Genomic DNA, 25,674 nt, shown 5'->3' on the forward strand with positions numbered 1-25,674 from the left:
TATATCTTTCATCTGAAAATCGTATGTAACAAACAAGCACCTTGCCAAGGAGTATAGGATCATCTGCATCATTATGTGCTAGATAATCCTATACTCTTCGGAAGGTGCTTTTTTATGCGTTCTGACTCTATTATCTATTTTTCATCTGATCCAATGCTTCTAGATATAACACTTGCAAAAACTTTTTGATACTGACTTTGCTTTTGCCATCGTCTCGCTCTTCATCGATTTCTTTCATTTTGGCACGAATATCTTCAAAGTCGAAATACAGTGGCGCATAATGTTCAAACTTGGGATTACCATAATCGGTTAGCCCTATCGAAGCTAAATGATTCAGCGCTGTTGTCACTGTCCGTCTGATGCGTTGCTCAATCGCTTTGGCTTCTTTATCGACTTCGCGTGGAGTATGCTTGTAACGACTCGCTGCGGCTTCATACAATTGTCGAAGAGGCGGAAATGAACCTGGCTTACCTTGTTGTTCCAAAAGGATCTCCATAATCGCTGTCAAATCACCACATCCTGATTCGCCTACGATCCCTAGATTCATATAAATAGGACGTACCATATCATCGACTGTTCGAGGCTTCACAGATGTAGAAGAAGACGTATGAGGTGATATCTGACTAAGGGTATCCAATTTGGATAAAGATGATTTGAGTTCATTCAAATAATGCTTGATTTCTGTATGCTCACTCACCCGAGACAGTACTGATTCTACTTCTATCCGGTTGATCGGCTTACGAATAAAAAATTCAATCCCGGATTGATAAGCTTCGCCTACCATTTCTTGATTTTCAATCTGCGAGATCATAACGTATTTGCCATGATAGCCCTGACGCTTCAATTGGGTAATCGTTTCTAATCCATCTTGATCCGGCATCAACCAATCGATTAGCACTACATCAGGATGCGTCTCCAAAATAATGCGTGTTCCTTCTTCCCCACCGCGTGCTGTACCAATCACTTCGCCAAGCTGACTTTCTTTGATGATATTTTCAAGCATCGCACGAGTTGCTGGATCATCATCTACAATACAAAAAGATAAAGCCATCTTATTCCCCCTTTTTCAACAATAACGTTGGTAATTTCACTTCAAAGACTGTTTTCCATAGTGATGTATCTGCTTCTTGTAGTTGAATACGTCCTCCTAGCGAAGATACAATATCATGTACATGAGAAAGCCCTATGCCTGTAGCCGCACTTCCACCTTGAGCAAATTTAGTCGTAAATCCAGGTTCAAAAATCAATTCACGTGCTTGTTGCTCTATTCCTTTACCCGAATCATACACAGTTAGTACCGTATCTTGTCCTTGTTCGCATACACTGACCTCAATCGAACCCTTTTCACCCAAAGCTTCGACAGCATTAGATGTCAAATTGTTCAATATCGTGAGCAAAGGAATATATTCAGAAGTACTATAATTCACTTCTAAACGAGCGGTAAATGTTACTTTTTTATCTAACATCGTGGCATATTTACGATTGCCGCGTATTGTATAATCGAGAATTTCGAACAGTGATAATACCGTTTTTGATTGTTGATCAAATAATTTGAGTAAGCCTGCGGCAATACGTTGTGAGTCTTTTTTGACTTCATGTATTTCCTGGGTAATACTCAGTTGTCGTTGACTGTATTCTGTCAGACCTTCTCGCTTCATATCGGTATACAATCGGTAACTACTACTGGTTAGATGTTCTATCGTATCCATCGATTTGCGTAAATAAAACACTTCACCATATAAGCCTGCATTAACAGCTAACATCTGTTCCATCCGCTTTTTCTGTTCACTATGAAGCGCACGAATCTGACTGACAGCGATACTGCTATATAATCCAGTCGTAAAAAATCCACGAATAACAGCGACTAGAAAAATATAGCCCCATGTAGCTGGAATCATAATATCACTACCTGTAAGTCCCCAGCGACAGATCATTTCGACCGTATTAGAGCCAAAGTCGATAAGTGCAGTCACTCCACTTAATAACAGTAGATTCATCTGAGGAAGTCGACTTTGAATAACAAACATTCCAATAGCAAAAGTCATATAGTACAACCCTGCTGAAGTATGCACACGTCCACTTTCTTCGATTGAAAATAAATGAGGTGCCGAAATAAAATCTAACACCATCCGAAACACAACTACCGTCAAAGCAGTAAATACCCCTGTTTTCAAATAAGGCAGACGATTCATCAATAACATTAATAATAGAAAAGCACTACCACCCAGACCAATACGAAACAGATCACCTTGTACCGGATTGATTTTAAATTCTCCTGCTACTGCTGTACCAATTGCTACAGTAAGGATCTGGATTTTTTCATTTTTAAAAAAAGTCGCCATCCGTCCTTCCGCTCCTCTGGAACTGGTTTCTGCTGCGACTTGCTGATTGACTAACGAGTACTTTACCTTTGTCATTAGCTTATAAAAAGTATTTTGAAATTGTTTATATGGTATCATACATTTTCCCTTTCAGGCTGTATACTTTTACAAATTACTTACAAATCTTGATTTCACATACCAAAAACCGGCTTCCCTGCGGAAACCGGTGATATAAAGACACACATAATGATCCATGTTAAGCTGTTTTGGTTTCTAACCGTTTGGAAATTAGCGATAGCGCATAATTAATCACAAAATAAATAACAGCGATTAATAATAAGATGGGAATCGGGTAATTTGAATTTTGTCCCATAATAATCTGTGCATTGTGTACCAATTCCGCAAGCGAAATAATAACAGCTAACGACGTATCTTTAAGCAGTGAAATAAATTGACTCACTAATGGTGGAACCATTTTGCGTAGTCCTTGTGGTAACACAATATGCCATAACGTTTGCATTTGTGTAAGCCCTGAAGAACGTGCAGCTTCTACTTGTCCTTTGGGAACTGAAGTTAGACCGGCACGTACAATCTCCGAAATCATCGAAGCTTCAAAAGCAGTTAACGCTACAATCGCTCCAAAGGTGATCGTCATTTTGATACCAATCTCTGGCAAGCCAAACTGTACAAACAAAATAATAAGCAATAATGGCAAATTACGCAAGACTTCTACTATAACCATTAATATTGGTGATAAAATAGGTACTTTAGCGTACCGAATCGTACCGACAATACAGCCGATTACAAAGCTAAGTATAATAGCGATAAAGGCTACAAAAAGTGTTATTTTCAGCCCTTCCATAAGAAAGCGCAAGTTATCCGGTGAATATGCTCCTATGAAATCCATAGATTGCCCTCCTTTGGTTCCTCTGACTCTTACTTTTTATTTCTGTGTTATGAGAGATTCTATCTCAATCGTTATGAATTTTTCGCCCATTTGCGTTCTAATACAGATGCTCCATAACTCATTGGTAAAGTCAGCACAAGATAGAACATCGCTGCAAAAATATAAGTACTGAAGATAACATATGTCTCGCTACTGATTTTGTCTGAAAAATACATTAGATCCAGACCAGCTACGATCGTAAGTACAGAAGAGTTTTTGATCAGATTAATAAATTGATTACTAAGCGGTGGAATAACCAATTTGATCGCTTGTGGCAAAATAACATGAATCATCGTCTGAATATAAGTCATTCCCGCTGAACGTGCTGCTTCAGATTGTCCTTTAGGTACTGATTGAATACCTGCCCGAATCGCTTCTGCTATAAATGCCGACGTATAGACGGTTAAGCCTAATGTACCTGCGGCAAATCCATCTAATTTGACACCGATTGAAGGTAATCCCCAAGAGAAAAACAACACCACGATCAAAATAGGAATATTTCGTATAAATTCAACATAAGCGGTACCGAACCACTGTAATGGCTTTACACCACTAATTCGGAAAATAGCAATAATCGTTCCTAATACAAAGCTACCAATCAATGCCAGTACACTCGCTTTGATCGTATTCAGAAACCCTTCCAAATATAAAGGCAAATAATCGACAAGAATCGAAAAGTCCAACATATATTCTGTACCTCCTTAGCCTGTGTATACATCATCAAACAAAAAGGTAGGCAACGATTGCCTGTTGCCCACCTTCTGTATGTGTTACGAATGATCGCTTCAAGAGATCATGATTTAGGTTGTTGGCTCTTTACCAATCCATTTTTTATAAATTTCATTGTAAGATTTATCAGCTTTCATATCGGTAAGAGCTTTATTGATCGCTTCAACCAATTTGGTTTCGCCTTTTTTCACAGCGATACCGTAAGGCTCATCTGTAAATGGCTTACCTACCACTTCATAGCCAGGATCTTGCGCAGCCATACCGTACAGAATCGCATCATCTGTTGTTAAAGCATCACCTTTACCTGCTTTGAGTGCGTTGAATGCATCTTGATAATTATCAAATTCCAATACTGTTACACCTGGTACTTTGTCTTCAATATTTTTAATCGAAGTTGCACCTTTAGAAGCAAGTACAGTCGTATCTGCGGTTACATCTTCAATTCCTTTGATCGGGCTACCTTTTTTCACTAATAGAGATTGTCCTGCTTGGAAATACACATCCGAGAAGTCTACTTCTTTTTTACGCTCATCTGTAATCGTCATCGTTGCGATAACCATATCAATATCGCCATTGTTAAGCATAGGGATACGTGTTTTGGATGTTACTTCTTTGAACTCTACCTTGCTCGCATCTCCTAAAATACTTTTTGCTAGCGCATGAGCCATATCGATATCGAATCCTTCTACATCACCTGTAGATGGGTTTTTTAGACCGAATAATTTGGTATCATATTTTACACCTACGATTAATTTATCGCGTTCTTTAATTTGATCCAGAAGAGCATTTGAACTTGCTGTGGACGAAGAAGTCGGTTTGCTTACGCTACATGCTCCGAGTACTGTAACAATAGCTACCATACACGCTAACAACATCGCTAATTTTTTAACATTGTATCTTTTTTGATTTTTCATAAGTAAATCCCCTTTTCTATGTGTTATTAGTGAACTATAGAGATTAGATATTAGTGATTTAATAAGCGACTCAAGAACAATTGTGCACGCTCTTCTTTTGGATTGGAGAAGAATTCTTCAGGTGTAGCTTCTTCTACAATTTTGCCTTGATCCATAAAGATCACGCGGTCTGCGACTTCGCGGGCAAATCCCATTTCATGAGTAACGACAACCATAGTCATTCCTTCTCTAGCGAGTGCTTTCATAACATCAAGTACTTCACCGACCATCTCAGGGTCTAATGCAGAAGTCGGTTCATCAAATAACATAATTTCAGGTTTGACAGCAAGACCTCTAGCAATCGCGACACGTTGCTGTTGTCCCCCGGATAATTGGGAAGGGTAGGCATTCGCTTTTTCTGCTATACCTACTTTTTCTAAATAATACATAGCTGTCTCCGCCGCTTCTGCTTTGGATACACCCAATGCTTTGATAGGAGCCAGTGTAATATTATCGATTACTTTTTTATGGGGATACAGATTAAAATGTTGGAACACCATCCCAATTTTACGCCGAAGCTTATTGAGATCTGTTTTGCGATCATCTACTCTTACATTGTTGACCGTTAACTGTCCACTACTGGTATCTTCAAGACGATTGATGCATCGGAGCATAGTGCTTTTACCAGAACCGGAAGGCCCGAGTACAACAACCACTTCTCCTTGCTTGACATGAAGATTAATTCCAGTCAGCACTTGAAAATCTCCATAGAACTTGTTAACTTCATGGAAGGTAATCATCATATTCCTCCTTAAAATTCCATAAATAGTATATGTTATGTTTCTCTTGTTAGTTATACTTACATTTTATATAATCTTAAGCTACACCTATGTAAAACTACACAATCCTACATTAAATAGTAGTAAATTTCTGTTTTATTCTAAATAATGATCATAAAAATGCAAATAAACCGGTAAACAATCTACCGGTTTATCGTATTTCTCTATATGGTGAATACCTTTATTCTTAGTGTTATTCAGATAATAGCGAAGAATAATTGCCTAAATCTACAGTCATGCCTGTGCGAGCGATACTAACACTGGCAGCCAAATTCAAATCTTCACGCAAATCTACTTGATGAGACATATGCGTATAGATCGTTTCAGAAGGAACCACTTCATCTATAAGTTCAGCCGCTTCATACATATCATAAACAGAACGAGTATGATATTCTGCTTCTTCACGAACAAAGCTTGTTCCTAAAATCAATAAATCTAACATATGCATTGGTTTTTTCTGTTCTTCATCAAGTCCAATAGCATCCGAACAATATACCCAGGCAAACTCATTTTTTTCAAACCGATAGGCATAAGAGTATCCGTTATGTCCATGATGTACTTTCCATGGAGTAATACTCCAACCATTCAATTCCATTCCCTGATCATTCGCTATCAATTCAATATAACTACTAATCCACGGAAATTGCTTACCGATCGCATCCAATACTTCTTGTGGAGCAAATAAGCGACCTTTTAACTGTTGCCAGCGACAAGCGTCCGCCCATTCTGGCAAACCTCCAATATGATCAAAGTGTGCATGAGTCACAATAACGTCTGTAATATCTGCGCGACGATTGATCATTTCCATCTGTGTTCGCCAATCAGGTCCACAATCTAATAAAAAGTCGCCTTCAATACCTTCTACCAGTACAGAAGAGCGTAACCTTCGATTCGTTCCACCACTACGTGCTTCTTCACATACTTCACACTCACAATATACTCTTGGCACGCCCATTGCATCGCCTGTTCCTAAAAATGTTAATCGATCTACTCGTCCGTTCATGTTTATATTCTCTCCTTGAGCGTTGCCATCTAGTATCATTTATTATATCATTTTCTTGTATCTTTCGACATATGAATCGTGACCTTTGGCTTAGTTAAAAAGGTAAGGTATTTAGGTCTTGTTCTGCTTTTACCCACAAAAAAACTTCTTTAAGCGTGAAATGAGCTTCACGTAAAGAAGTTTTTTAATTTTATGCCCAATAACATCTATTTATGTTATTTTATATCCCAGCTAGCACCTGATACCATATTCCACGACTAGAATATAGATTTTTACGTACTTCACTCCATCCACCCAAATAGTTAATATCAAACAGTCCTTTTGGTGTAGGATACTCACTTACGTGTTTTGCCATCACTTGCTCATTCACAGGACGGAACCCATGCTTTGCAAATATTTCTTGGGCTTCTGGTGTCCACAAATAAGCAAGAAATGCTTCAGCCACTTTACGTGTTCCATGTTCATCGACATATTTATCGACAACTGCGGCTGGATTTTCGATCAGAATAGTATCGTCAGGTATAACCACTTCGTATTTGGCTCCTTGCGCCATTCGTGCAAGCAATTCATTTTCATACGTTACAATCACATCGCCTACACCATATTCAAATGCCGCCATAGAAGCACGTCCGCTTTTGTCCAATGACTCCACATTTTGATGTACTGATTGTAGAAAAGCTTTTGCCGCCGCAGGATCTTTTTGACCTTCATCTCGTTCAGATTGCTTGAGACCTGCACCATAGATCGCATTAATATCCCACTGCGCACCACCGGATGTTTTGGGATTAGGGTATAACACTTTTACCCCGGGCTTGGTGAGATCATTAAAGTTATGAATACCGAGAGGATTACCTTCACGTGTACCTAATACAACGATAGAACGTGTAATCATTCCTTTATGCGGTTCATCTCTCCATGTATCTTTGACCAGTCCGGCTTTTACTAATTTATCAATATCACCTTCTAGTGATAACAAAGTAACATCAGCTTCAAATCCACCTGCAATTGCTCTAGCTTGCGTACCTGAAGCTTCATATGATTCTTGAAATTTTACATTTTGCCCTGTTTTGGCTTTCCATTCTGCTTGAAACTTGGGTAAAATCTCGCCTACAGCATCTTTGGCGACACTGTATGCACCAATCACTAAAGTAATATCTTTACCATCATTGGACACAGCACTAGCAGAAGCTGTAGCGTCTGTTTCTGTTTGATGACTACAAGCTGACAAAACTACACTCATCATAAGTAGTAAAGCCAGCACTAAACGACTACGGATCATAGACATTCTCAAGCGATTGTTCTTCAAGCCCAATCCCTTCCTTTCCCGCGTTCACAGACCATACTCAGCTTACTTTTGCTGTTAAATAAACATCGATAATGTATCATTTTTCAGACGGTTTTCAGCAATCCAACTTTCTTGATCATTAAATAGATATGCCCGATGCACCATCACATGTACGGATTGTCCGATTTCTAATGTTTCTTTTTCCAGTGAACGATAGGTGATCAATGAATTCTGACCCACCTGTACTTCAACCAACCACTGACTGCCCCGGAAATGAAGGTGTTTTACTGTACCTTTCTCGGTAGCAGATAATAATGGAAATTCACTGGCATGACCTACTTCAATATATTCAGGGCGAATCAATGCATGAATACCCGGATGAGACTGCTCATGATCGAATCCTTTTAACAGCGATACTTCATCTACAATTGTTGATTCTCCGATAAAGGAAGCTACAAAAGGAGTCGAAGGTTGTTTGTAAATATCCCACGGTGTTCCTTTTTGCTCTAATCGTCCACCATTAATAATCATAATCTCATCAGCTACTTCAATTGCTTCATCTTGATCATGAGTCACAAAGATCGATGTAATGCCGACACGTTCAATCAACTCGCGAAGCCATGTACGTAATTCTTGCCGAATCTTAGCATCAATCGCAGCAAATGGCTCATCCAGCAATAACAATTGCGGTTCAGGCGCAAGAGCACGCGCAAAAGCTACCCGTTGTCGTTGTCCGCCTGATAACTGATGCGGATAGCGATGTTCAAATCCTGCTAATCCTGTGAGTTCTACTAATTCCTGTACACGTTCTTTAATCGCAGACTTTTTCATTTTTTTTACGGTTAGACCAAAAGCGATATTATCGAATACGGTCATATGTTTGAACAACGCATAGTTTTGAAAAACAAAGCCGATCTCGCGTTCTTGTGGAGGTAGTTGATTGACTTTTTGTCCATGAAAAATAATATCGCCACTATCCGGTGATTCTAGTCCAGCTAACATACGCAAAATAGATGTTTTTCCTCCACCACTTGGACCTAATAATCCGATCAGATGACCTTTTTGTACATTGAAGCTAACGTCTTGTACAGCCTGAAATTGTCCAAAATGCTTATCAAGGTTACGAACTTCCAGATGCATACTCAGTGCACTCCCTTTCTCTTCTTGGCGCGTTCCATTAACAATAATAATCCTACAGAAAATACAGCCAACACCAGAGCAACTCCATTAGCAGCAGTGACATTGAAGTTCTCCATATCTTGATACACCAGCGTGGTTGCTGTTTGTGTTTTGTTAATAATATTGCCTGACACTACCAATACCGCTCCAAATTCACCCAAAGAGCGTGCAACTGTCAAAATCGTACCGTAAATCACAGCCCAGCGAATCGAAGGCCATGTAACTTTCCAAAACGTTGTCCAACTATACGCGCCTAATGTAGAAGCCGCTTCTTCTTGATCGTTTCCTAATTCTTGTAGTACAGGCATAACTTCACGCACCATTAATGGAAATGTAACAAATAGTGTCGCAATAACCATCCCTGGAAAAGCATAAACCACTTTAAATCCAATCTGTTCAAAAAATGTACCAATCACTGTATCTGGCCCTAGCAATAACACAATCATTAATCCGCCGATTACTGGTGAGACTGCATAAGGTAGATCGACAATACTGTTGAACAGTTGTCTTACTCTACGGCTTAGCCATGTTCCCCGTACCAGATAAATACCCATCATAATCCCAAAGATTCCATTTAAAATAGTCACCACAATAACGATAAGCCCTGTCATCATCAGTGCATGTCTTGCTTCGGGACGACTTAATGCATCCATAAATCCACTGGTTCCTTTATCAAAAGCTCCTGTTGCCAGTACAGCCAATGGAATCAAAATCAATATGCTAAAAACGATCCATGTGAGCGGAATCCAATATTTTCTCATTAGCGTGCTCTCCTTGTCTGTACTGCATTAATCAGCCAAAGAATAAGAAACGATAATGTTAATAAAATAACCGATACAGCAGCGGCTCCTGCTTCATTATCACTTTCTACTTCACCAAAAATATATACGGAAGCAGTAAGTGTACGTCCTGGAATATTACCAGCTACCAGAACGACAGCTCCAAATTCAGCCAATGCTCTTGAAAAAGCCAGCATAGCTCCACTCACAATACCCGGTGTCATCGATGGTAAGATCACTCGAAAAAAGGTATCTCGTTTGGAAGCTCCTAGTGTATAAGCCGCTTCTTCAGCCGAATGATCGATTTCTTCCAATAATGGCTGTATCGCCCGAATCACAAATGGAAAGGTGACAAATACCATCGCAATAATAATCGCTGGCTGATGGAATACGAACTGAAAGCCTAGTGTATCTGCTAATTTGCCCATCCAACTGTTCGGCCCTAACAAAACGAGAATCATCAATCCGCCTACAGCAGTCGGTAAAGCAAAAGGCAAATCTACAATACTATTTAATAAAGACTTCCCTGCAAAATCATAACGTATCAACACCCATGCAGACATCGTACCGATCAACACATTAATAAGCGTAGCAATCAGCGCTAATTTTAAGGTTAATAAAACAGCTTTCCATGCGATAGGATCACTGATATTCTGTACAAATGCTGCCCAACCTTCTGAAAATGAGTTCACATACACTCCTGCAATCGGTAATACAATCAATAGTAGAAAATACAATAATACGGTAGAGCGAAATCCCCAAGTCCATCCTTTATGACGCAGCAATGTACTATTCACGATATGACTCCTTTGCTTTAACCTTTATTTCCTATTAGTATACTCGGCTTTAAATCTTAGCAATACTTTAGCAAATTGTTATACCTACCGTCAATTAAAAGAGTACTTTTTGTCAAAATGGTTAATAGTGTTAAATGTATTGATATGATAAGCATTTCGTGCAAAATGGGTAATACAGAAGTAGATAGTCACTTATTTTGCGATCTGATTTCAGATCAATTTTCGCAATATTTTGTCTATATATGTAAAATAATAATCGTTGAATATCCAATTTGAAAAAAAGCAGAGAAAGAAGGAATAATGATGCTGTATACATTGCCCATTTCAACGAGTAAACGTGATGCAATGAGAGATATTACGCGTGATGTGTCTTCTTTAATTACGCAAAGTGGAGTACAAGAAGGTATTGTCGTGATCTATTGTCCACATACAACCGCAGGCATAGCAATCAATGAAAATGCTGATCCTGATGTAAAACATGATGTGATTATGCGATTGGATGAAGTCTATCCGTGGGAACATCCGAAATACCGTCATATGGAAGGCAACACAGCTTCTCATCTAAAATCAATTACGACAGGCCCTTCACAGACCGTGATTATTCAAGAAGGTCGTATGTTACTTGGACGCTGGCAAGGAATTTACTTCTGTGAATTCGATGGTCCACGTAAGCGTGAATATATGGTCAAAATTATAGCAGGTTAATACAAAAGGCGATCTATCCATATATATATTTTGGATAAATCGCCTTTTGGCATGATACATTGTTACCCCGTCATGTGTGTAGTGTCTATAGTGATACATGAATTTACTATAGGGGATTACCGTTTTGACAAGGGAAAGTCTTAAAGTATGCAGATATAATCCCGCTTGCTTTGAATCAGTGACCTGATTCTTATTTGTATAAGCAATCATTGTATTGTCCCTTCACAGTACACGACATAATGTCTTGACATGGGCAATAACAGCTGGCTTAATTTCATCATATCCAACACGATCTTGAATATAATACGAAATAAAACCATGAATCGATAAAAATAAACTCAATGGCACAGTATTCATTGCTTCAGCGGTATGATTGGATGTGTTCATAGATTGACGGATAATAGAAGCAAATAAATCAAAACATCGTGCTTGTTCTGCACGACAATAACTTAACAGCTCTTCATCTCGTGTCATAAACATAATTTCATACTGATGCGCATTATCCAGCCCGAACCGAATAAATTCGATCAACAAAAGCTCTACTTTGCTCCATTCCCCATGTTCAGGTTTGTCTTTGACTTCTCTAAATAACACACATAGATGATCAAAATCTTCCATCACAATCGCATAAAATAATTCTGCTTTTTCTTTAAAATGATAGTACAACGAACCATGACTATACCCCAAATGTTGACCAATACTACGCATTGAAATTGCCCGATATCCTTTGGTGACGAACAGATGTCTGGCAGCTTCGAGAATTCTTTCTCTGGATAATTCTTGTTCTACCGCTCTTCGTGCCATGATTACGATTCTCCTTCAAGCATTTTGCATAGTCTGATTCAAAATGCAGCTTCGATAAAGTAACGCTGTTCACCTTCAGTGATCACAGATTGTCCCTGCGTAATATCAGTGATCCATGCTTTGAATGCTTCGGCTTCACTTGCAACAGGTAAGCAATTCATAATCACTTTATCGGTAAAATCAGTCTCGGCTGTGCGAATACCGCGATTTCGCAATTCATTTTCTACTTTGCCGAGCCAGGTGTAATCCAATTCTACTGCAACTTCTTGATGAAGTATACGAGTAATTGCTTCCCCTGCTTCAATCGCCGCTACAGCGCCGTCTGTATACGCACGAATCAATCCACCTGCGCCTAACATAATCCCTCCAAAATAGCGAGTGACTACAATCGCTACATCTTGAAGTTGCTGATTTTTGATCACCTCCAAAATCGGCTTGCCTGCTGTACCGCTTGGTTCTCCATCATCTGATTGACGTTGTATTTCTGCACGCGAACCAATCAAGTAAGCAGAACAATTATGAGTTGCATTCCAGTGTTGCTTTTTAATTCGTTCTATAAAAGCAATCGCTTCTTCTTCATTTTGTACAGGCATCACATGTCCTAGAAAACGAGATTTTTTGATCACGATTTCTTTGACACCTTCTTGCTTTACTGTACGATACCGTTCAGGCTTATCCATTTTAATCCCCACTTTATTCATTAGACACTGTACTATTCTGCTATAATGCTGGATGTATGTAACGCAGAATAGCGCTTGTGTTTCCAAAGATATAATACACTATATTTAAGTATCAAGAAAGCAGTTCCCTGACATCACTGTCAAAGAACTGCTTTCTCGTATTGATTTATTCTATTTTAACTTAAAGTGACTTATTCGGAAAGTCTTGCTTCAAGTTCTGCTTTTTGTTTTTCAAATCCTGGTTTACCTAGCAATGCAAACATATTCTTTTTGTAAGCTTCTACGCCTTCTTGGTCAAATGGATTTACACCTGACAAGTAACCGCTGATTCCGCAAGCTTTTTCAAAGAAATACACAAGGTATCCGAAAGAATACGGTGTTTGATCTTCGATATTTACAATCAAGTTAGGTACTTGACCATCAGTATGAGCAAGCAATGTACCCTGGAATGCTTTTTTGTTTACAAAATCAAGTGTTTTGCCTGTTAAGAAGTTCAAGCCATCCAAGTCATCTGGATCAGATTCGATCGTAATATGACTAGCTACATTTTCAACTTGTACTACTGTTTCGAAAATGTTACGGCTACCGTCTTGGATAAATTGACCCATAGAGTGCAAGTCTGTTGAGAAATCTACAGCTGCTGGGAAGATACCTTTGAAGTCTTTACCTTCACTTTCGCCGAATAGTTGCTTCCACCATTCAGATACAAAGTGTAAAGAAGGCTCATAGTTAACTAGAATTTCGATCGCTTTACCTTTACGGTATAGAGCATTACGCACTGCCGCATATTGGTAGCTTTCGTTTTCAGCAACATTAGGATTGCTGTATTCTTTCGCTGCGTCTGCTGCACCTTGCATCATTTCTTCAATATTGATACCTGCTGTAGCGATAGGCAACAATCCTACAGGAGTCAATACAGAGTAACGTCCACCAACATCATCAGGAATCACGAATGTTTCGTAACCTTCTGCATCAGCCAATGTTTTCAAAGCGCCTTTTGCACGGTCAGTTGTTGCATAGATGCGTTTTTTCGCTTCTTCTTTACCATATTTTTTCTCAAGTTCTGCGCGGAAAATACGGAAAGCAATTGCTGGCTCTGTTGTTGTACCTGATTTGGAGATAACATTCACAGAGAAATCTTTACCTTCAATATTTTCAAGCAATTGGTTTACATACGTAGAACTGATGTTGTTACCAGCGAAATAAATTTCAGGCGTTTTGCGTTTGTCTTTAGGTAGTGTGTTATAGAACGAATGAGTTAACATTTCGATCGCTGCACGAGCACCTAAGTACGAACCACCAATACCGATAACGATCAATACTTCGGAATCGCTTTGAATTTTTGCTGCTGCTTTTTGAATGCGAGCAAATTCTTCTTTATCGTAAGCTGTAGGCAAATCAATCCATCCTAAGAAATCAGAACCTGCGCCTGTGCCGTTATGCAATTGTTCGTGAGCCAAACGAATCGGCTCTGCAAAATAATCCACTTCGTGTTGAGCGACAAAAGAAAGAGCGTTACTGTAATCAAATTTAACTGTTTTAGCCATAATATTGTTACCCTCCCAAAATAAATTATGATACGGTCCCATACCCAATGTGCTAGTGAACATGCTACACTAAATGGATAAGTATAGATGTTCTAACTCACTTACGATATGGAGGAAATCAAGCTATGAAAAAAATCGGATTTATTGGCCTTGGCACGATGGGTCTACCTATGGCAGCCAATTTGCTCAAAGCAGGTTATACCTTAACTGTATACAATCGTACAGCATCCAAAGCAGAATCTCTAGTTCAACAAGGAGCCCATCAAGTACATACTCCACGTGAAGCCGCTACAGATCAAGATATGGTGATCACGATTATTAGTGATGATGCTTCGATTGTTGATGTGTACGAAGGTGAAGATGGTATTTTAAATGCTGTCCAAAACGGATTAACCGTTATGGATTGCAGCACCATTTCTCCATCACTTGTCAAACAACTAGCCACTTCGATTACAGACAAAGGCGGTCAATTTCTAGATGCTCCTGTAACCGGTAGTGAACCTGCTGCTATTGATGGAACACTGGTATTTATGGTTGGCGGTGACCCACACGTTATTGATGCTCATCAAGATGTATTTGAGACACTAGGTCGCAAAGTCATTCCAATGGGTACTAACGGTAGCGGTGCAACTGCCAAACTTGCTCATAATACGATCGTAGGTATTCATACGGTTGCTCTTGCGGAAGCTTTTGCTGTAGCAGCCAAAGGCGGGATCGATCCAGCGGCGTTTTATGAACTGGTACGTATGGGCGCAGCCGGCAGTCGCACAGCTGAACTCAAAGGTCAAAAAATTATCGATGGTGATTACACCAACCAATTTTCATTAGCATTAATGCTCAAAGACCTCAAACTTGCCTCTGTGCTTAACGATACCAATGGTGTCCCTTCGCCCATGCTAAATCTGGCAAAAAGTATGTTCCAGATCGGTCAAACCAAAGGCTATGGTGATGACGATCTTTCTGTTATCGCTAAATGTTATGAAGAATGGATCGGTCAAACGATCAACGGCAAAGAGCTGTAATCCTATATCCATAGTACAGTATAACGGTATTTCATTGTCTTTCGCATGATGTATCGCACAGGTGATGGATCACTTGATTACGCATGAAAAGGGTAAGTTCTCAGTATAATCTATACTGATGAGCTTGCCTTTTTTTGCGATCTACTTTTTGTGCTGACTATATTGCTATTAAGCATAAGAGCAACAATAATCAGTAACCACAGCAATCTCAAGTTTGAACTTGGTATGAGCAGGCACTTCAAATGTTGCCTGTCCTTTAATATCTAACCATTCTTCGGTATCTGGTAACAGGACACGAAGTTCACCGGACAAAATTTCCATCGTTTCATGTTGATCTGTTCCAAATTCATAAGAGCCCGGTAACATAATCCCTAACGTAATTTTGCTACCATCTGGCAAAATTACAGCACGACTTGTTACCTTGCCTTCATAATAAATATTAGCTTCTTTGATTACTGTAACCTGTTCTAATTGCGTCATAAATTCAGACCGCTCCCCTGCTCATCATTTGAAATACAGACCTAGAAATAGTTATAAAAAGGTGCAGAAATGGCGCTTTGCCAACTTCTGCACCTTTAACAGTACTTTATAATTATTTAGACAATAGACCTTTAACATGTTGAACAACGTTCTCAACAGTAAAGCCATATTCAGCCATTACGCGATCTCCTGGAGCAGAAGCACCGAAAGTTGTAATTCCGATAATTCCACCTTTGTCACCCACATAACGTTCCCAACCGAAAGTTTGAGCCATTTCGATCGCAAGACGTGGTTTAACATCAGGCAACAATACAGAATCTTTGTAAGCTTGGTCTTGTTGTTCGAACAATTCCCAGCTTGGCATACTGATAACACGTACTTCGATACCTTCAGATGCTAATGCTTCTTGAGCACGAACAGCCAATTGTACTTCAGAACCTGTTGCAATCAATTGTGCTACTGGTTGTCCCGCTTTAGCATCAGATACCACATAAGCACCTTTTTTGATGTTTTGACGAGAATGTTCTACAGTACCTGGCAAGATCGGCAAGTTTTGACGAGTCAATACAAGCGCGATAGGGCCTTTTTGGTTTTCCATAGCATGAGCCCAAGCAGCAGAAGTTTCGTTACCATCAGCTGGACGAATCACTGTCAAACCTGGAATGATGCGTAGAGAAGCCAATTGCTCGATCGGTTCGTGGGTAGGACCATCTTCACCAACAGCAATACTATCATGAGTCAATACATACGTTACAGGCAAGCCCATAAGAGCAGCCAAACGTACAGCAGGACGCAAGTAATCTGTAAATACGAAGAATGTACCACCAAAGATTTTAACGCCTGTATGAAGAGCAATACCGTTCATTGCCGCAGCCATACCGAATTCACGTACTCCGTAATAGATGTTACGACCAGCATAACTTTGAGGAGTAAAGCTGTCTAGACCATTTAGGTGAGTCATTGTTGAACTCTCAAGGTCAGCAGAACCGCCTGCTAATTGAGGAACACCATTGATTAGACCATTCAAAGCATTACCAGAAGCTACGCGAGTAGAAACTGCTTTGTCTTCTGTAGTGTAATGAGGAAGTTCTTTGTCCCATCCTTCGCTTAATTCGCCAGCGATAACTGTTTCGAATTGAGCAGCTAATTCAGGGTTTGCTTTTTTGTACTCAGCAAATTTCTCGTTCCATGCATTGTTCGCTTCTACACCACGCTCTTTTACTTTAGCGAAATATTCACGAACTTCGTCTGGTACGTAGAAATCTTCTTCGTATGTCCACTCGTAAGCTGCTTTAGTCAATTTCGCTTCAGCAGAACCTAGTGGAGAACCGTGAGTACCACCGTGACCGCCGATACCTTGTTTGTTCGGGCTACCGTAACCGATCACTGTTTTTACTTCGATCAATGTTGGACGAGAAAGATCAGCTTTTGCTTCTTCCAAAGCAGCTGCAAGTGCAGGAAGATCGTTACCATCTTCTACACGAATCACTTGCCATCCATAAGCTTTATAACGGTCTTCTACATTCTCAGAGAAAGAAAGACCTGCTTTACCATCCAATGTAATATCATTGGAATCGTACATCATGATCAATTTACCTAATTTCATATGACCAGCCATAGAAGCTGCTTCACTAGAAACGCCTTCCATCATATCGCCATCACCACAGATAGCGTATGTGAAGTGATCAACAACATTGAAGTTGCCTTTGTTGTAAGTCGCTGCCAAATGAGCTTCAGCAATCGCCATACCTACAGCCATACCTACACCTTGACCTAGAGGTCCAGTTGTAGCATCAACACCAACAGTATGACCAAACTCAGGGTGACCTGGAGTTTTACTGCCCCATTGACGGAACTGTTTGATTTCGTCCATTTCCAAGCCATAGCCTGAAAGGTGTAGCAAGCTGTACAATAGCATAGAACCATGTCCAGCAGAAAGTACAAAACGGTCACGGTTGATCCAAGTAGGATTAGCCGGGTTATGTGTCATTGTTTTAGCAAATAATTGGTAGCCCATTGGTGCAGAACCCATCGGCATACCAGGATGTCCGGAATTAGCTTTCTCGATAGCATCGATAGAAAGCGTACGGATTGTTGAAATCGCCAGATTGTCCACGTTGGAGTTCTCTGATTTACTTATACTTTGTTCTTGCTCTTGTTTCTTGTCAGTCATGTTAATCCTCCTCATTCTTCTTGGTAAAGCGAGGTGCTTGAGATTCTATTTCATCTGAATATCAGATCTTAGCAAAGTCGCAAATGAAATAAATCCTCTTGAGTCTTTCAATTTGACTTATTAGCCTTCAACCATTGTAACACTTGTTTGAGAAGTTTGCCAGAACGTTATTTAACTTCATCCTTATTTATACCCAAACTGGCTATAACGAAAAGGAAGTTACGCATTTAGTTTTAGAAAAACACGTTTTATTTTATCATTTTTCGCCTGTTATTCCGGCTCGTCTGTTGTTATAGCTGTTAGTAAATATTGTCTGTTATTAACTATTGTGTGTTAGGAACTATTTTTGCTAGTGGTAATAATATACGGATAAGCGATCGTTCAACATAATGTACGTTGCAAAAATTATTATTCATTTTATGACATCCAGTCGCGCCATTAATTTTAAGCGCTAAAGAAATGAGGTTTTCATGATAAAGCAGAATCGGATATGGGTCGTCGAGTTTACGTATGCATTGTTGTTGGGCTTGATTAGCGGGTTTATTTTGGGATTCTTTTTGAAATGGATTCAATATGCAACTGGTTCATTGGTTTATACACTTTTATTGAATATCGATTTTGTTCCTTTTTTACCGGAACGTTTGCCTGAACCGATTGAATTTGCTTTACATCTTGTAGTGGCGATCATTATTGCCTGGATCTACAGTATATGGATTCGAATTTCTCCGCATCCGTGGAAGTACGGTCTATATATTGGTATTGCCTCTTCTTTTTTATTTATTCCGTTAACATTAATGTCTGATCGAGTGCCAGACATTACCGATATAGTGGCTTACGGGTACTGGTTAGCAGGTCATTTATTATACGGATTGTCTTTAGGGTTACTTGGAACATTATTATTAATACGCCGAAATAGAGCCGAAATAGAAAAGAACAATAAACTTTAGTTCCAGATTTCCTTGTATGCAGATTAGTGAATACTATATAGATCATTTCCACTATTTTTTATGCAATTTGATGTAGCAGAATTACATTTATAAATTTTCTTTGGATAGAGCTGTATCTATATTCTCTTTAGCATACTTGATCTGTATTAACACAACATTAACGTAGCAACAAAAAAGCACGAATGATTTTCTGCTAAATAACAGCAAAAGATCATTCGTGCTTTTTACATATTTATAATACAGCTTGTCATATACTGCTATCGATTAAATAAAAAGCGATTATGATGACAAAGGATTAATTAAAAACGACTGTTTTGTTTTGATGTACCAGTACACGATCTTCTGCGTGCCATTGCACTGCACGTGCTAATACTACGCGTTCAATCGTACGACCAATTCGCTTCAATTCATTTACGTTGTCGCTATGACTTACACGTTGTACGTCCTGCTCAATAATCGGGCCACCATCAAGCTCTTCTGTTACATAGTGAGCTGTTGCACCGATAATCTTAACACCACGATCATATGCTTGCGCATAAGGCTTACCACCTACAAATGCAGGCAAGAACGAATGATGAATATTGATAATTCGATTACGGAAATGCTCAATAAATAACGGCGAAATAATTTGCATATAACGAGCAAGTACAATCAGATCAATATCTGAACCGATCACTTCTAATTGCTTTTGCTCTGCTTCTTTTTTCGTATCTGCAGTCACTGGAATATGATGGAAAGGAATACCAAATGATTCTACATAGCTGCGCATATCATTGTGGTTACTGATCACCATTGCAATATCTGCATCCAGATCACCTGCTTGCCAGTGCCATAACAATTCCACCAGACAATGGTCTTCTTTGGATACAAAAATCGCTAGTCTTTTTTTGCGGCTTACCTGATTAATTGTCCATTCCATTTTGAACTGATCTCCTACTGCTTGAAAATCACTTTCTAGCGCAGGTAGATTTTTACTTAATTCAGGCAGATCAAATTCGACACGCATAAAGAACATACCGCCTGCTGGATTCATCGTATATTGATCGGATTGAACAATATTCGCTCCATGTTCAAATAAAAAGCGTGATACAGTAGCTACGATTCCAGGGCCATCCGGGCAAGAAATCAGCATACGGGCGCGATTTTCTTGTTGTTCTTCTCTTGCAGTTTGATTTCGTTTTACATGTACTTCCATTGAATCTTCGTTCCCCCTTCAAATATCTTATATTACAATCTATGTCATGATGCTAAGAAAGTAAATATATTTATTCAAATTTATTAATATTCATTCAAAAAAATGTCTTTACTTATCCTGATATGATTAGCTATTCATAGACATTGGGTGCAATTAAAGAATACTTTTTCCTGCAAAGTAAGCAGTTAAGCGGTGATTCAATGCTTCTTCACTCAACTCGGTAAATAATCCTTCAGCAATCACCATATCGTATAGACGTTCCATCGGTTCACGCGGATCTGCTTTACGCGCTTTAGCATCGCTTTTCAGCATATCCCATGTTTCCAAGATATATGGACGTGCTTCAATCTGTTGCCCTTCAAAGAAATGATGTAATTTTTCTACATCTTCCAAGAAACCTGCTCCAAAGCGACCAGTTAGATCACCACGTAGCAAAGCAATTTCAGCTTCATACATCGGACGCTGTGTTTTCGCATCTTTACCGATCCACGGCGTTTCCAAAATAAATGGACGGCCTTTCAACTGATCATGATGCACAACACGACTAAGCGCTTCATAACCAATCCAACCTGAACCAAGTGTAGTATGACGGTCTTTGCCTGCGCCTGTAGGATTTTTACTATCATTCACATGGACAACAGTAAGTCGATCCAATCCGATAAGACGATCAAATTTCTCCAAGACTCCGTCCAAATCATTAACAAGATCATAACCAGCATCATGGGTATGACATGTATCAAAACAAATCGTTAAGCGCTCATTATGAGGAACCATATCAATAATCTGCGCAATTTCTTCAAAGCTACGTCCTACTTCTGTTCCTTTGCCAGCCATTGTCTCCAACGCGATATTTACATCTGTTTCGGATACACCGGATAATACTTTTTCCAGACCTTCTGCAATACGTTTGATACCAAATTCAGCATCCATATCTGTAAAAGCACCTGGATGAAGCACGATATTACGCACCCCGATTTGATGAGTACGACGAATTTCTTCTTGTAAAAAATCAACTGCCAATTCGTAAATGTTTTCTTTGTACGAACCTAAATTAATGATATAAGGTGCATGCACAACGATTTCTTCTACACCCATCGTTTGCATTTTTTGTTTGCCTTCTTCAATAAATAACGTATCTATAGGTTTACGGCGCGTATTTTGCGGCGCTCCGGTATATATCATAAATGAGCTTGAGCCATATGTATCTGCCTCATTTGCTGCACTGAGTAACCCTTTGCTGGAAAGTGATACATGGGAACCGATCTTTAACATAGTGTATTTCCTCCTTATTGTTCCGCTATTCGCGAATCTCACCTATTTTAACGTGAATACCAAAATAAATCTAGAAATAGCTGTGCTTTTCATCTTAAATTCATCGTCTGCTGATCAGATCACCTGTAGCAATTATGGGTAATCATTGAATAGAAGAATAATTAATGCTTAACATCAGTGGAATAAGATTAATCTATCTTATACATGGATAACTATATTGATTATATGACTGGATTCATAGATTGAATGTACTAATGTATTTTCAATAAAGATTATATAGAAAAAGAATGTATAGAATCGGATAAACATAATAAATATTGTTGATGTAAACAGACTCTACTATAGGCGTCACGAACAGGACATAGTGAACTCACTTTAGATTAAATAGGAGGATTTATATGAATATTGTTGTGTGTGGTGGTACAGGTTTAGTAGGTAGTCATTTGGTTCCATTTTGGCTTCAAGAAAATCATGATCTGACTGTAGTGACTCGTAAGCTTCCAGATACATCCAAATCTAATCCAGCAGTAAACTATATCACTTGGAACGATATGGAACAAAATCCTACTCAATTAGAAGGGGTAGACGTGATCGTTAATCTTTCAGGAGAGACGCTAAATCAAAGATGGACAACCAAAACCAAACTTGAATTAGTAGAATCAAGAATGAGAACGGTCAATATCGTTTCCAAAGCGATCGAGGCATTAAAGAAAAAGCCTGAAGTCGTTGTTCAAGCAAGTGCTATGGCAATTTACGGTACTTCCGATACGGAAACATTTGACGAAAATAGCCCTAAAAGAACGATGAATTTTCCTTCTAGCCTTGCAGAACAATGGGAAGCAGTAGCGGATAGTATCAAAGGTGTCCGTCTAATCAAGCTAAGAGTCAGTATTGTGCTCGACAAACATAAAGGTGCATACCCGATGATGAGACTCCCTTATATCCTTATGGCTGGTGGTAAATTAGGATCAGGAAAGCAGTGGAACTCATGGATTCATATTGATGATATGGTGAGATTGATCGACTTTTGTGTTAAAAACAAAGCGATTGAAGGCCCGATCAATGCGTCTTCTCCTAATCCTGTACGCTATGCGGATTTGGGCAAAACGATTGCTAAAGTCACGCATCGTCCACACTGGTTCCACGTTCCAAGTATTGCGCTCAAACCAACATTAGGCGAAATGTCAGATATTTTACTAGATGGACAACGTGTTATCCCGAAAAAAGCAATGGATCATGGATTTACGTTTCTTTTCCCTGAGATATATGGAGCTTTAGAACATATCGAAAAAACGCAATAATTTAGAGATATGATGTAATGCGGTATCTTCTAAATTATCAATCCTATAATCATACATGTAAAACAATAAACTGTTTGCTTATACTTATTATTTGTACAGGTTGAGAAAAAGAATAAAAGGCGATTTCTTTAATATACTCTAAAGAAATCGCCTTTTTACTGTAGTATCTTATGTCTTTGCTGTAGTGTCTTACTGCCTGACTTTTTTGCTATAGTATCTTAATTATTTAGCTTTTATTATTTATTAATCATAATGGTAGTACATAGCTTTAAAATTATATCAACCTAATCGCAACGTATACACTGCTTGCGCAATAGTAAAAGTATCGCCTTCATGTAAAAGATACTCTTTGTAAGGCACAATTGGTTCTCCTTTAAGAATAGTTCCATTACGCGAACTTAAATCTTTGATCGTAATCTGTTGGTCACTAATTTCCAATTCTACATGATTACGTGAAGTGCCAGTCGATTTTTCTAAATAATGAACACCTTCCGCAGCTCTACCAATAATAAAGCTTCCTCGTGTTAAGCGGATAGGCTCCATCTGCATCGTTCCATTTTCTCTACGTTCTAAATATCCTGTAAAGGGTTGAACTCCCGAATGACTATAAGCCTGATCATTAGAAGCATCTTGTCCTAACAATACAGTTGCCATATGAGGAGAAAGCATTTCTGTACTATGATGAGATGATTGTTGTAAATAATTGTCTTCATGATAATTAGGTATAGATGAAGCCTGTGCTGAACGACCAAACTCTATAGGTGAACCTGTAGTAGAATAGGAGCCTGACTGTTGTTCATTTCTATTCATCATCGCATTTTGACTACGAATCGATGATTGTTCTGGTGTATCAGAACCAAAAATAGCAGCAATATTCTCATCCCGCCAGCGCAGCGGATCAGGTGCCGGTGTGGAAGGTATCGTTGCTGAAGCTAGCCCTCCTCCGCCTGCTAACACAGGATCTGCTTGCCAGCGCCAACTTTCGTTTCCATCTTCCTCTTCCGACTTCTTATTACGAACAAAAGAAGGCATTTGAAGCCCTTTTTTTAGTGGAGATTTACCTTTTAAGATCATATAAATAACTAAACCGATCGCTACAGTCAAAGCTGTACAGCCATATAACATAAAATCATTGCTGTGCGAAAGGTAGCCAAATTTCCAGATCATAGCTGTTACTAATGCTCCTCCTGCTAGCAAATATGTTCGATGAGCTGAAGGCATTGGTTGTACTTCCTGATCTGGTGTCGGTTGTGTGGGTGTAGCCGAACTTTGACTTTTAGACATTTTGGTTGGCTTATGATTGTGCTGGCTTGGCAAAGAAGGCGCTGATACTTCTGATAGATCTGTTCTTTTTTTCTTATTCTGCATATGTTGTAAAATAGGATTGGTGGCAGGTTGAGCTGGAATATTTACTTCTTGTTGGTATCTAGAATTAGCAGATAACGATTCTTGTGATGGTATAGCATTTGAAAATGATGGAACTTGCTTATTTCGTAATTCTGCCGGATCAATCCATTTTGAAGTAGCAGATTGAGCAGGTTGTGGCGTAAGATCTATCATTTGCTGTGGATTGCCAAGTAATTCAAGCAGTAGCATTTTGATGCCTTTGATCGTAAAATCTTCTGCATGACAGTAACGCAAAATGCGCTGAATCTGATTACCGCTTAATTCAGCTACAGAAGTCATCCACCTGGAAGCCAATTGACTTAAAATCATCTGTACAGGTTCTTCATTTAATGTCTCCATTACCGGAATATATGTAAAATGTAATGTACCCGCTTGTAGTGAACCTTCTACAAAAATATATTCTTCATCCAGTACATAATTGGTCATCGACAACATATGCTGACTACTTTCTTCGAGAGTAGAAACCACTTGTAATAATAGACCTAGATACTCTGCAATGCCCATCATTTCGCCTTGCATACAATGTTTAAGCATTCGTTTGCCTGTAATGTCATAACGTAGTACAGCTTGTAGATCGACTTCTTGTAAATGAAGTTGTAACACTCCGCGAATACGAGAAGCTAGCATCATTCCTGTCTGTGCTTTACTCAGATCACTATTTTGAAAACCTTGCTCACGACCTACAATCATATATGTTTTGCCATCTTGTACAAAATCCTGTGTTAATTTTTGCATGATCATACATGCCCCCTTACTTTCTTTGCCTAATATTAATGTGTATACGACATACTCAAATGACAGCATGTGAATGATTGTTCACTTATGCTGTGTAAGTAAATTTAGTTTTACGTGATAAAAAAATAACAAAAAGCGACTCCTGGTAATACGGCGGTCATAAAAGGGAATGTTAAAAATTGTTGGTGTTCAGCTTCTGTTGAACGAATCGATTGTTTCCATAACACAGAACCTGCAAGCTTCCAGAATACTCTACGCATACGTGCAATCGTTTCACGTCTCCACAGCATAATAAAGAGACCAATGATACCTGCGAAAATAATAGAATATATCATTACCTGTGCAGTCATTCCCATCCCAAACCATACACCGATCCCACCAAACAATTTCACATCACCTGCGCCTACAGCCTTCATCCAATGAAGAATAAGCATGATACCGAATCCCAATAGAAACCCTTTACCAGCAAAAGCTAGACCATCCCAACCAGACATTACCGCATGATATAGTAATCCACTGACTATAAATAAAATATTCAGTATATTAGGAATTTTGCGCTCTTTGATATCTGTCCAAAATGCCCATAATATAAAAACTCCACCGCCGATAAATATCGTTTCCATTGCTATTCTGTA

24 protein-coding genes are annotated in these 25,674 nt (G+C 39.0%); 4 read left to right on the forward strand and 20 right to left on the reverse strand.

Annotation, left to right across the window (positions count from 1 at the left end):
* Positions 1–130: 130 nt before the first annotated feature.
* The 11 genes from PQ460_RS17665 to cysT all read right to left on the reverse strand — a co-directional run bounded on the left by PQ460_RS17665 (position 131) and on the right by cysT (position 10,771).
* On the reverse strand, positions 131–1,051 hold the full coding sequence (locus tag PQ460_RS17665; protein WP_273615337.1) for a response regulator: 921 nt from the start codon (positions 1,049–1,051) through the stop codon (positions 131–133).
* A gap of 1 nt (position 1,052) precedes the next feature.
* Positions 1,053–2,417 (reverse strand): sensor histidine kinase, encoded by a 1,365-nt coding sequence (locus tag PQ460_RS17670; RefSeq protein WP_274170619.1) that lies wholly within the window; start codon positions 2,415–2,417, stop codon positions 1,053–1,055.
* A 160-nt stretch (positions 2,418–2,577) separates the two neighbouring features.
* A complete protein-coding gene (locus PQ460_RS17675; protein WP_069327184.1) occupies positions 2,578–3,228 on the reverse strand; it encodes an amino acid ABC transporter permease in 651 nt (216 codons plus the stop codon).
* Between the two features lie 71 nt (positions 3,229–3,299).
* Positions 3,300–3,953 carry an amino acid ABC transporter permease gene (locus tag PQ460_RS17680; protein WP_273615335.1) on the reverse strand — a complete coding sequence of 218 codons (654 nt, stop codon included), beginning with the start codon at positions 3,951–3,953 and terminating at the stop codon, positions 3,300–3,302.
* 114 nt (positions 3,954–4,067) lie between these two features.
* A complete protein-coding gene (locus PQ460_RS17685) occupies positions 4,068–4,910 on the reverse strand; it encodes a glutamate ABC transporter substrate-binding protein (RefSeq protein ID WP_273615334.1) in 843 nt (280 codons plus the stop codon).
* Positions 4,911–4,960: 50 nt separating this feature from the next.
* Positions 4,961–5,689, reverse strand: a complete 729-nt coding sequence (locus PQ460_RS17690) for an amino acid ABC transporter ATP-binding protein (protein ID WP_204825180.1) — start codon at positions 5,687–5,689, stop codon at positions 4,961–4,963.
* Positions 5,690–5,921: 232 nt separating this feature from the next.
* Positions 5,922–6,731, reverse strand: a complete 810-nt coding sequence (locus PQ460_RS17695; protein WP_273615333.1) for an MBL fold metallo-hydrolase — start codon at positions 6,729–6,731, stop codon at positions 5,922–5,924.
* A gap of 220 nt (positions 6,732–6,951) precedes the next feature.
* Positions 6,952–8,016, reverse strand: a complete 1,065-nt coding sequence (locus tag PQ460_RS17700; protein ID WP_274172959.1) for a sulfate ABC transporter substrate-binding protein — start codon at positions 8,014–8,016, stop codon at positions 6,952–6,954.
* Between the two features lie 75 nt (positions 8,017–8,091).
* Positions 8,092–9,156 carry a sulfate/molybdate ABC transporter ATP-binding protein gene (locus PQ460_RS17705; protein ID WP_274170620.1) on the reverse strand — a complete coding sequence of 355 codons (1,065 nt, stop codon included), beginning with the start codon at positions 9,154–9,156 and terminating at the stop codon, positions 8,092–8,094.
* Between the two features lie 2 nt (positions 9,157–9,158).
* Complete coding sequence (locus tag PQ460_RS17710) at positions 9,159–9,956, reverse strand: sulfate ABC transporter permease subunit (RefSeq protein WP_274170621.1); 798 nt, start codon at positions 9,954–9,956, stop codon at positions 9,159–9,161.
* Positions 9,956–10,771 carry a sulfate ABC transporter permease subunit CysT gene (gene cysT / locus PQ460_RS17715; RefSeq protein ID WP_274170622.1) on the reverse strand — a complete coding sequence of 272 codons (816 nt, stop codon included), beginning with the start codon at positions 10,769–10,771 and terminating at the stop codon, positions 9,956–9,958. The genes PQ460_RS17710 and cysT overlap by 1 nt, the downstream gene beginning before the upstream one ends.
* A 303-nt stretch (positions 10,772–11,074) precedes the next feature.
* On the opposite strand from cysT, the gene PQ460_RS17720 reads away from it, so the two are divergent.
* Positions 11,075–11,476 (forward strand): secondary thiamine-phosphate synthase enzyme YjbQ, encoded by a 402-nt coding sequence (locus tag PQ460_RS17720; RefSeq protein WP_273615329.1) that lies wholly within the window; start codon positions 11,075–11,077, stop codon positions 11,474–11,476.
* A 222-nt stretch (positions 11,477–11,698) separates the two neighbouring features.
* Here the strand turns inward: PQ460_RS17720 and PQ460_RS17725 are convergent, their stop codons facing one another.
* The 3 genes from PQ460_RS17725 to PQ460_RS17735 all read right to left on the reverse strand — a co-directional run bounded on the left by PQ460_RS17725 (position 11,699) and on the right by PQ460_RS17735 (position 14,507).
* A complete protein-coding gene (locus tag PQ460_RS17725; RefSeq protein ID WP_273615328.1) occupies positions 11,699–12,280 on the reverse strand; it encodes a TetR/AcrR family transcriptional regulator in 582 nt (193 codons plus the stop codon).
* A 38-nt stretch (positions 12,281–12,318) separates the two neighbouring features.
* Complete coding sequence (locus tag PQ460_RS17730) at positions 12,319–12,960, reverse strand: YigZ family protein (RefSeq protein ID WP_273615327.1); 642 nt, start codon at positions 12,958–12,960, stop codon at positions 12,319–12,321.
* A 191-nt stretch (positions 12,961–13,151) separates the two neighbouring features.
* A complete protein-coding gene (locus PQ460_RS17735) occupies positions 13,152–14,507 on the reverse strand; it encodes a glucose-6-phosphate isomerase (protein ID WP_069327173.1) in 1,356 nt (451 codons plus the stop codon).
* A gap of 125 nt (positions 14,508–14,632) precedes the next feature.
* On the opposite strand from PQ460_RS17735, the gene PQ460_RS17740 reads away from it, so the two are divergent.
* Positions 14,633–15,529: an NAD(P)-dependent oxidoreductase gene (locus PQ460_RS17740; protein WP_274170623.1), complete on the forward strand. Its 897-nt coding sequence runs from the start codon at positions 14,633–14,635 to the stop codon at positions 15,527–15,529.
* A 168-nt stretch (positions 15,530–15,697) separates the two neighbouring features.
* Here PQ460_RS17740 and ppnP read toward each other — a convergent pair whose 3' ends face one another.
* Both ppnP and tkt read right to left on the reverse strand, forming a co-directional pair.
* A complete protein-coding gene (gene ppnP / locus PQ460_RS17745) occupies positions 15,698–16,009 on the reverse strand; it encodes a pyrimidine/purine nucleoside phosphorylase (RefSeq protein ID WP_204825190.1) in 312 nt (103 codons plus the stop codon).
* 112 nt (positions 16,010–16,121) lie between these two features.
* Positions 16,122–18,182 carry a transketolase gene (gene tkt / locus PQ460_RS17750; RefSeq protein ID WP_273615324.1) on the reverse strand — a complete coding sequence of 687 codons (2,061 nt, stop codon included), beginning with the start codon at positions 18,180–18,182 and terminating at the stop codon, positions 16,122–16,124.
* Positions 18,183–18,652: 470 nt separating this feature from the next.
* On the opposite strand from tkt, the gene PQ460_RS17755 reads away from it, so the two are divergent.
* Positions 18,653–19,129 (forward strand): hypothetical protein, encoded by a 477-nt coding sequence (locus PQ460_RS17755; RefSeq protein ID WP_274170624.1) that lies wholly within the window; start codon positions 18,653–18,655, stop codon positions 19,127–19,129.
* A 295-nt stretch (positions 19,130–19,424) separates the two neighbouring features.
* On the opposite strand, the gene purU is transcribed toward PQ460_RS17755, so the two are convergent.
* Positions 19,425–20,324 carry a formyltetrahydrofolate deformylase gene (purU, locus tag PQ460_RS17760; protein WP_274170625.1) on the reverse strand — a complete coding sequence of 300 codons (900 nt, stop codon included), beginning with the start codon at positions 20,322–20,324 and terminating at the stop codon, positions 19,425–19,427.
* Positions 20,325–20,477: 153 nt separating this feature from the next.
* Positions 20,478–21,596 carry a deoxyribonuclease IV gene (locus PQ460_RS17765; protein ID WP_274170626.1) on the reverse strand — a complete coding sequence of 373 codons (1,119 nt, stop codon included), beginning with the start codon at positions 21,594–21,596 and terminating at the stop codon, positions 20,478–20,480.
* Positions 21,597–21,994: 398 nt separating this feature from the next.
* On the opposite strand from PQ460_RS17765, the gene PQ460_RS17770 reads away from it, so the two are divergent.
* Complete coding sequence (locus PQ460_RS17770) at positions 21,995–22,897, forward strand: TIGR01777 family oxidoreductase (RefSeq protein ID WP_274170627.1); 903 nt, start codon at positions 21,995–21,997, stop codon at positions 22,895–22,897.
* A 279-nt stretch (positions 22,898–23,176) separates the two neighbouring features.
* Here the strand turns inward: PQ460_RS17770 and PQ460_RS17775 are convergent, their stop codons facing one another.
* Positions 23,177–25,039: a DUF6382 domain-containing protein gene (locus PQ460_RS17775; protein ID WP_274170628.1), complete on the reverse strand. Its 1,863-nt coding sequence runs from the start codon at positions 25,037–25,039 to the stop codon at positions 23,177–23,179.
* 110 nt (positions 25,040–25,149) lie between these two features.
* On the reverse strand, positions 25,150–25,662 hold the full coding sequence (locus tag PQ460_RS17780) for an A24 family peptidase (RefSeq protein ID WP_274170629.1): 513 nt from the start codon (positions 25,660–25,662) through the stop codon (positions 25,150–25,152).
* Between the last annotated feature and the right edge of the window lie 12 nt (positions 25,663–25,674).

Origin of the sequence: Paenibacillus sp. KACC 21273 (assembly GCF_028736095.1) — a bacterium.
GTDB classification, from domain to species: Bacteria; Bacillota; Bacilli; order Paenibacillales; family Paenibacillaceae; genus Saccharibacillus; species Saccharibacillus kyungheensis.

Bases quoted from the DNA above. Each gene is read 5' to 3' on its own strand.
- PQ460_RS17755 (WP_274170624.1), top strand. From the start codon at position 18,653: ATGATAAAGCAGAATCGGATATGGGTCGTCGAGTTTACGTATGCATTG.
- PQ460_RS17765 (WP_274170626.1), bottom strand. From the start codon at position 21,596: ATGTTAAAGATCGGTTCCCATGTATCACTTTCCAGCAAAGGGTTACTC.
- PQ460_RS17675 (WP_069327184.1), bottom strand. From the start codon at position 3,228: ATGGATTTCATAGGAGCATATTCACCGGATAACTTGCGCTTTCTTATG.
- ppnP (WP_204825190.1), bottom strand. From the start codon at position 16,009: ATGACGCAATTAGAACAGGTTACAGTAATCAAAGAAGCTAATATTTAT.
- PQ460_RS17685 (WP_273615334.1), bottom strand. From the start codon at position 4,910: ATGAAAAATCAAAAAAGATACAATGTTAAAAAATTAGCGATGTTGTTA.
- PQ460_RS17770 (WP_274170627.1), top strand. From the start codon at position 21,995: ATGAATATTGTTGTGTGTGGTGGTACAGGTTTAGTAGGTAGTCATTTG.
- PQ460_RS17720 (WP_273615329.1), top strand. From the start codon at position 11,075: ATGCTGTATACATTGCCCATTTCAACGAGTAAACGTGATGCAATGAGA.
- PQ460_RS17705 (WP_274170620.1), bottom strand. From the start codon at position 9,156: ATGCATCTGGAAGTTCGTAACCTTGATAAGCATTTTGGACAATTTCAG.
- PQ460_RS17725 (WP_273615328.1), bottom strand. From the start codon at position 12,280: ATGGCACGAAGAGCGGTAGAACAAGAATTATCCAGAGAAAGAATTCTC.
- PQ460_RS17735 (WP_069327173.1), bottom strand. From the start codon at position 14,507: ATGGCTAAAACAGTTAAATTTGATTACAGTAACGCTCTTTCTTTTGTC.
- PQ460_RS17780 (WP_274170629.1), bottom strand. From the start codon at position 25,662: ATGGAAACGATATTTATCGGCGGTGGAGTTTTTATATTATGGGCATTT.
- PQ460_RS17710 (WP_274170621.1), bottom strand. From the start codon at position 9,956: ATGAGAAAATATTGGATTCCGCTCACATGGATCGTTTTTAGCATATTG.
- PQ460_RS17695 (WP_273615333.1), bottom strand. From the start codon at position 6,731: ATGAACGGACGAGTAGATCGATTAACATTTTTAGGAACAGGCGATGCA.
- tkt (WP_273615324.1), bottom strand. From the start codon at position 18,182: ATGACTGACAAGAAACAAGAGCAAGAACAAAGTATAAGTAAATCAGAG.
- PQ460_RS17700 (WP_274172959.1), bottom strand. From the start codon at position 8,016: ATGTCTATGATCCGTAGTCGTTTAGTGCTGGCTTTACTACTTATGATG.
- PQ460_RS17730 (WP_273615327.1), bottom strand. From the start codon at position 12,960: ATGGATAAGCCTGAACGGTATCGTACAGTAAAGCAAGAAGGTGTCAAA.
- PQ460_RS17690 (WP_204825180.1), bottom strand. From the start codon at position 5,689: ATGATTACCTTCCATGAAGTTAACAAGTTCTATGGAGATTTTCAAGTG.
- PQ460_RS17680 (WP_273615335.1), bottom strand. From the start codon at position 3,953: ATGTTGGACTTTTCGATTCTTGTCGATTATTTGCCTTTATATTTGGAA.
- PQ460_RS17665 (WP_273615337.1), bottom strand. From the start codon at position 1,051: ATGGCTTTATCTTTTTGTATTGTAGATGATGATCCAGCAACTCGTGCG.
- PQ460_RS17670 (WP_274170619.1), bottom strand. From the start codon at position 2,417: ATGACAAAGGTAAAGTACTCGTTAGTCAATCAGCAAGTCGCAGCAGAA.
- PQ460_RS17740 (WP_274170623.1), top strand. From the start codon at position 14,633: ATGAAAAAAATCGGATTTATTGGCCTTGGCACGATGGGTCTACCTATG.
- PQ460_RS17775 (WP_274170628.1), bottom strand. From the start codon at position 25,039: ATGCAAAAATTAACACAGGATTTTGTACAAGATGGCAAAACATATATG.
- purU (WP_274170625.1), bottom strand. From the start codon at position 20,324: ATGGAAGTACATGTAAAACGAAATCAAACTGCAAGAGAAGAACAACAA.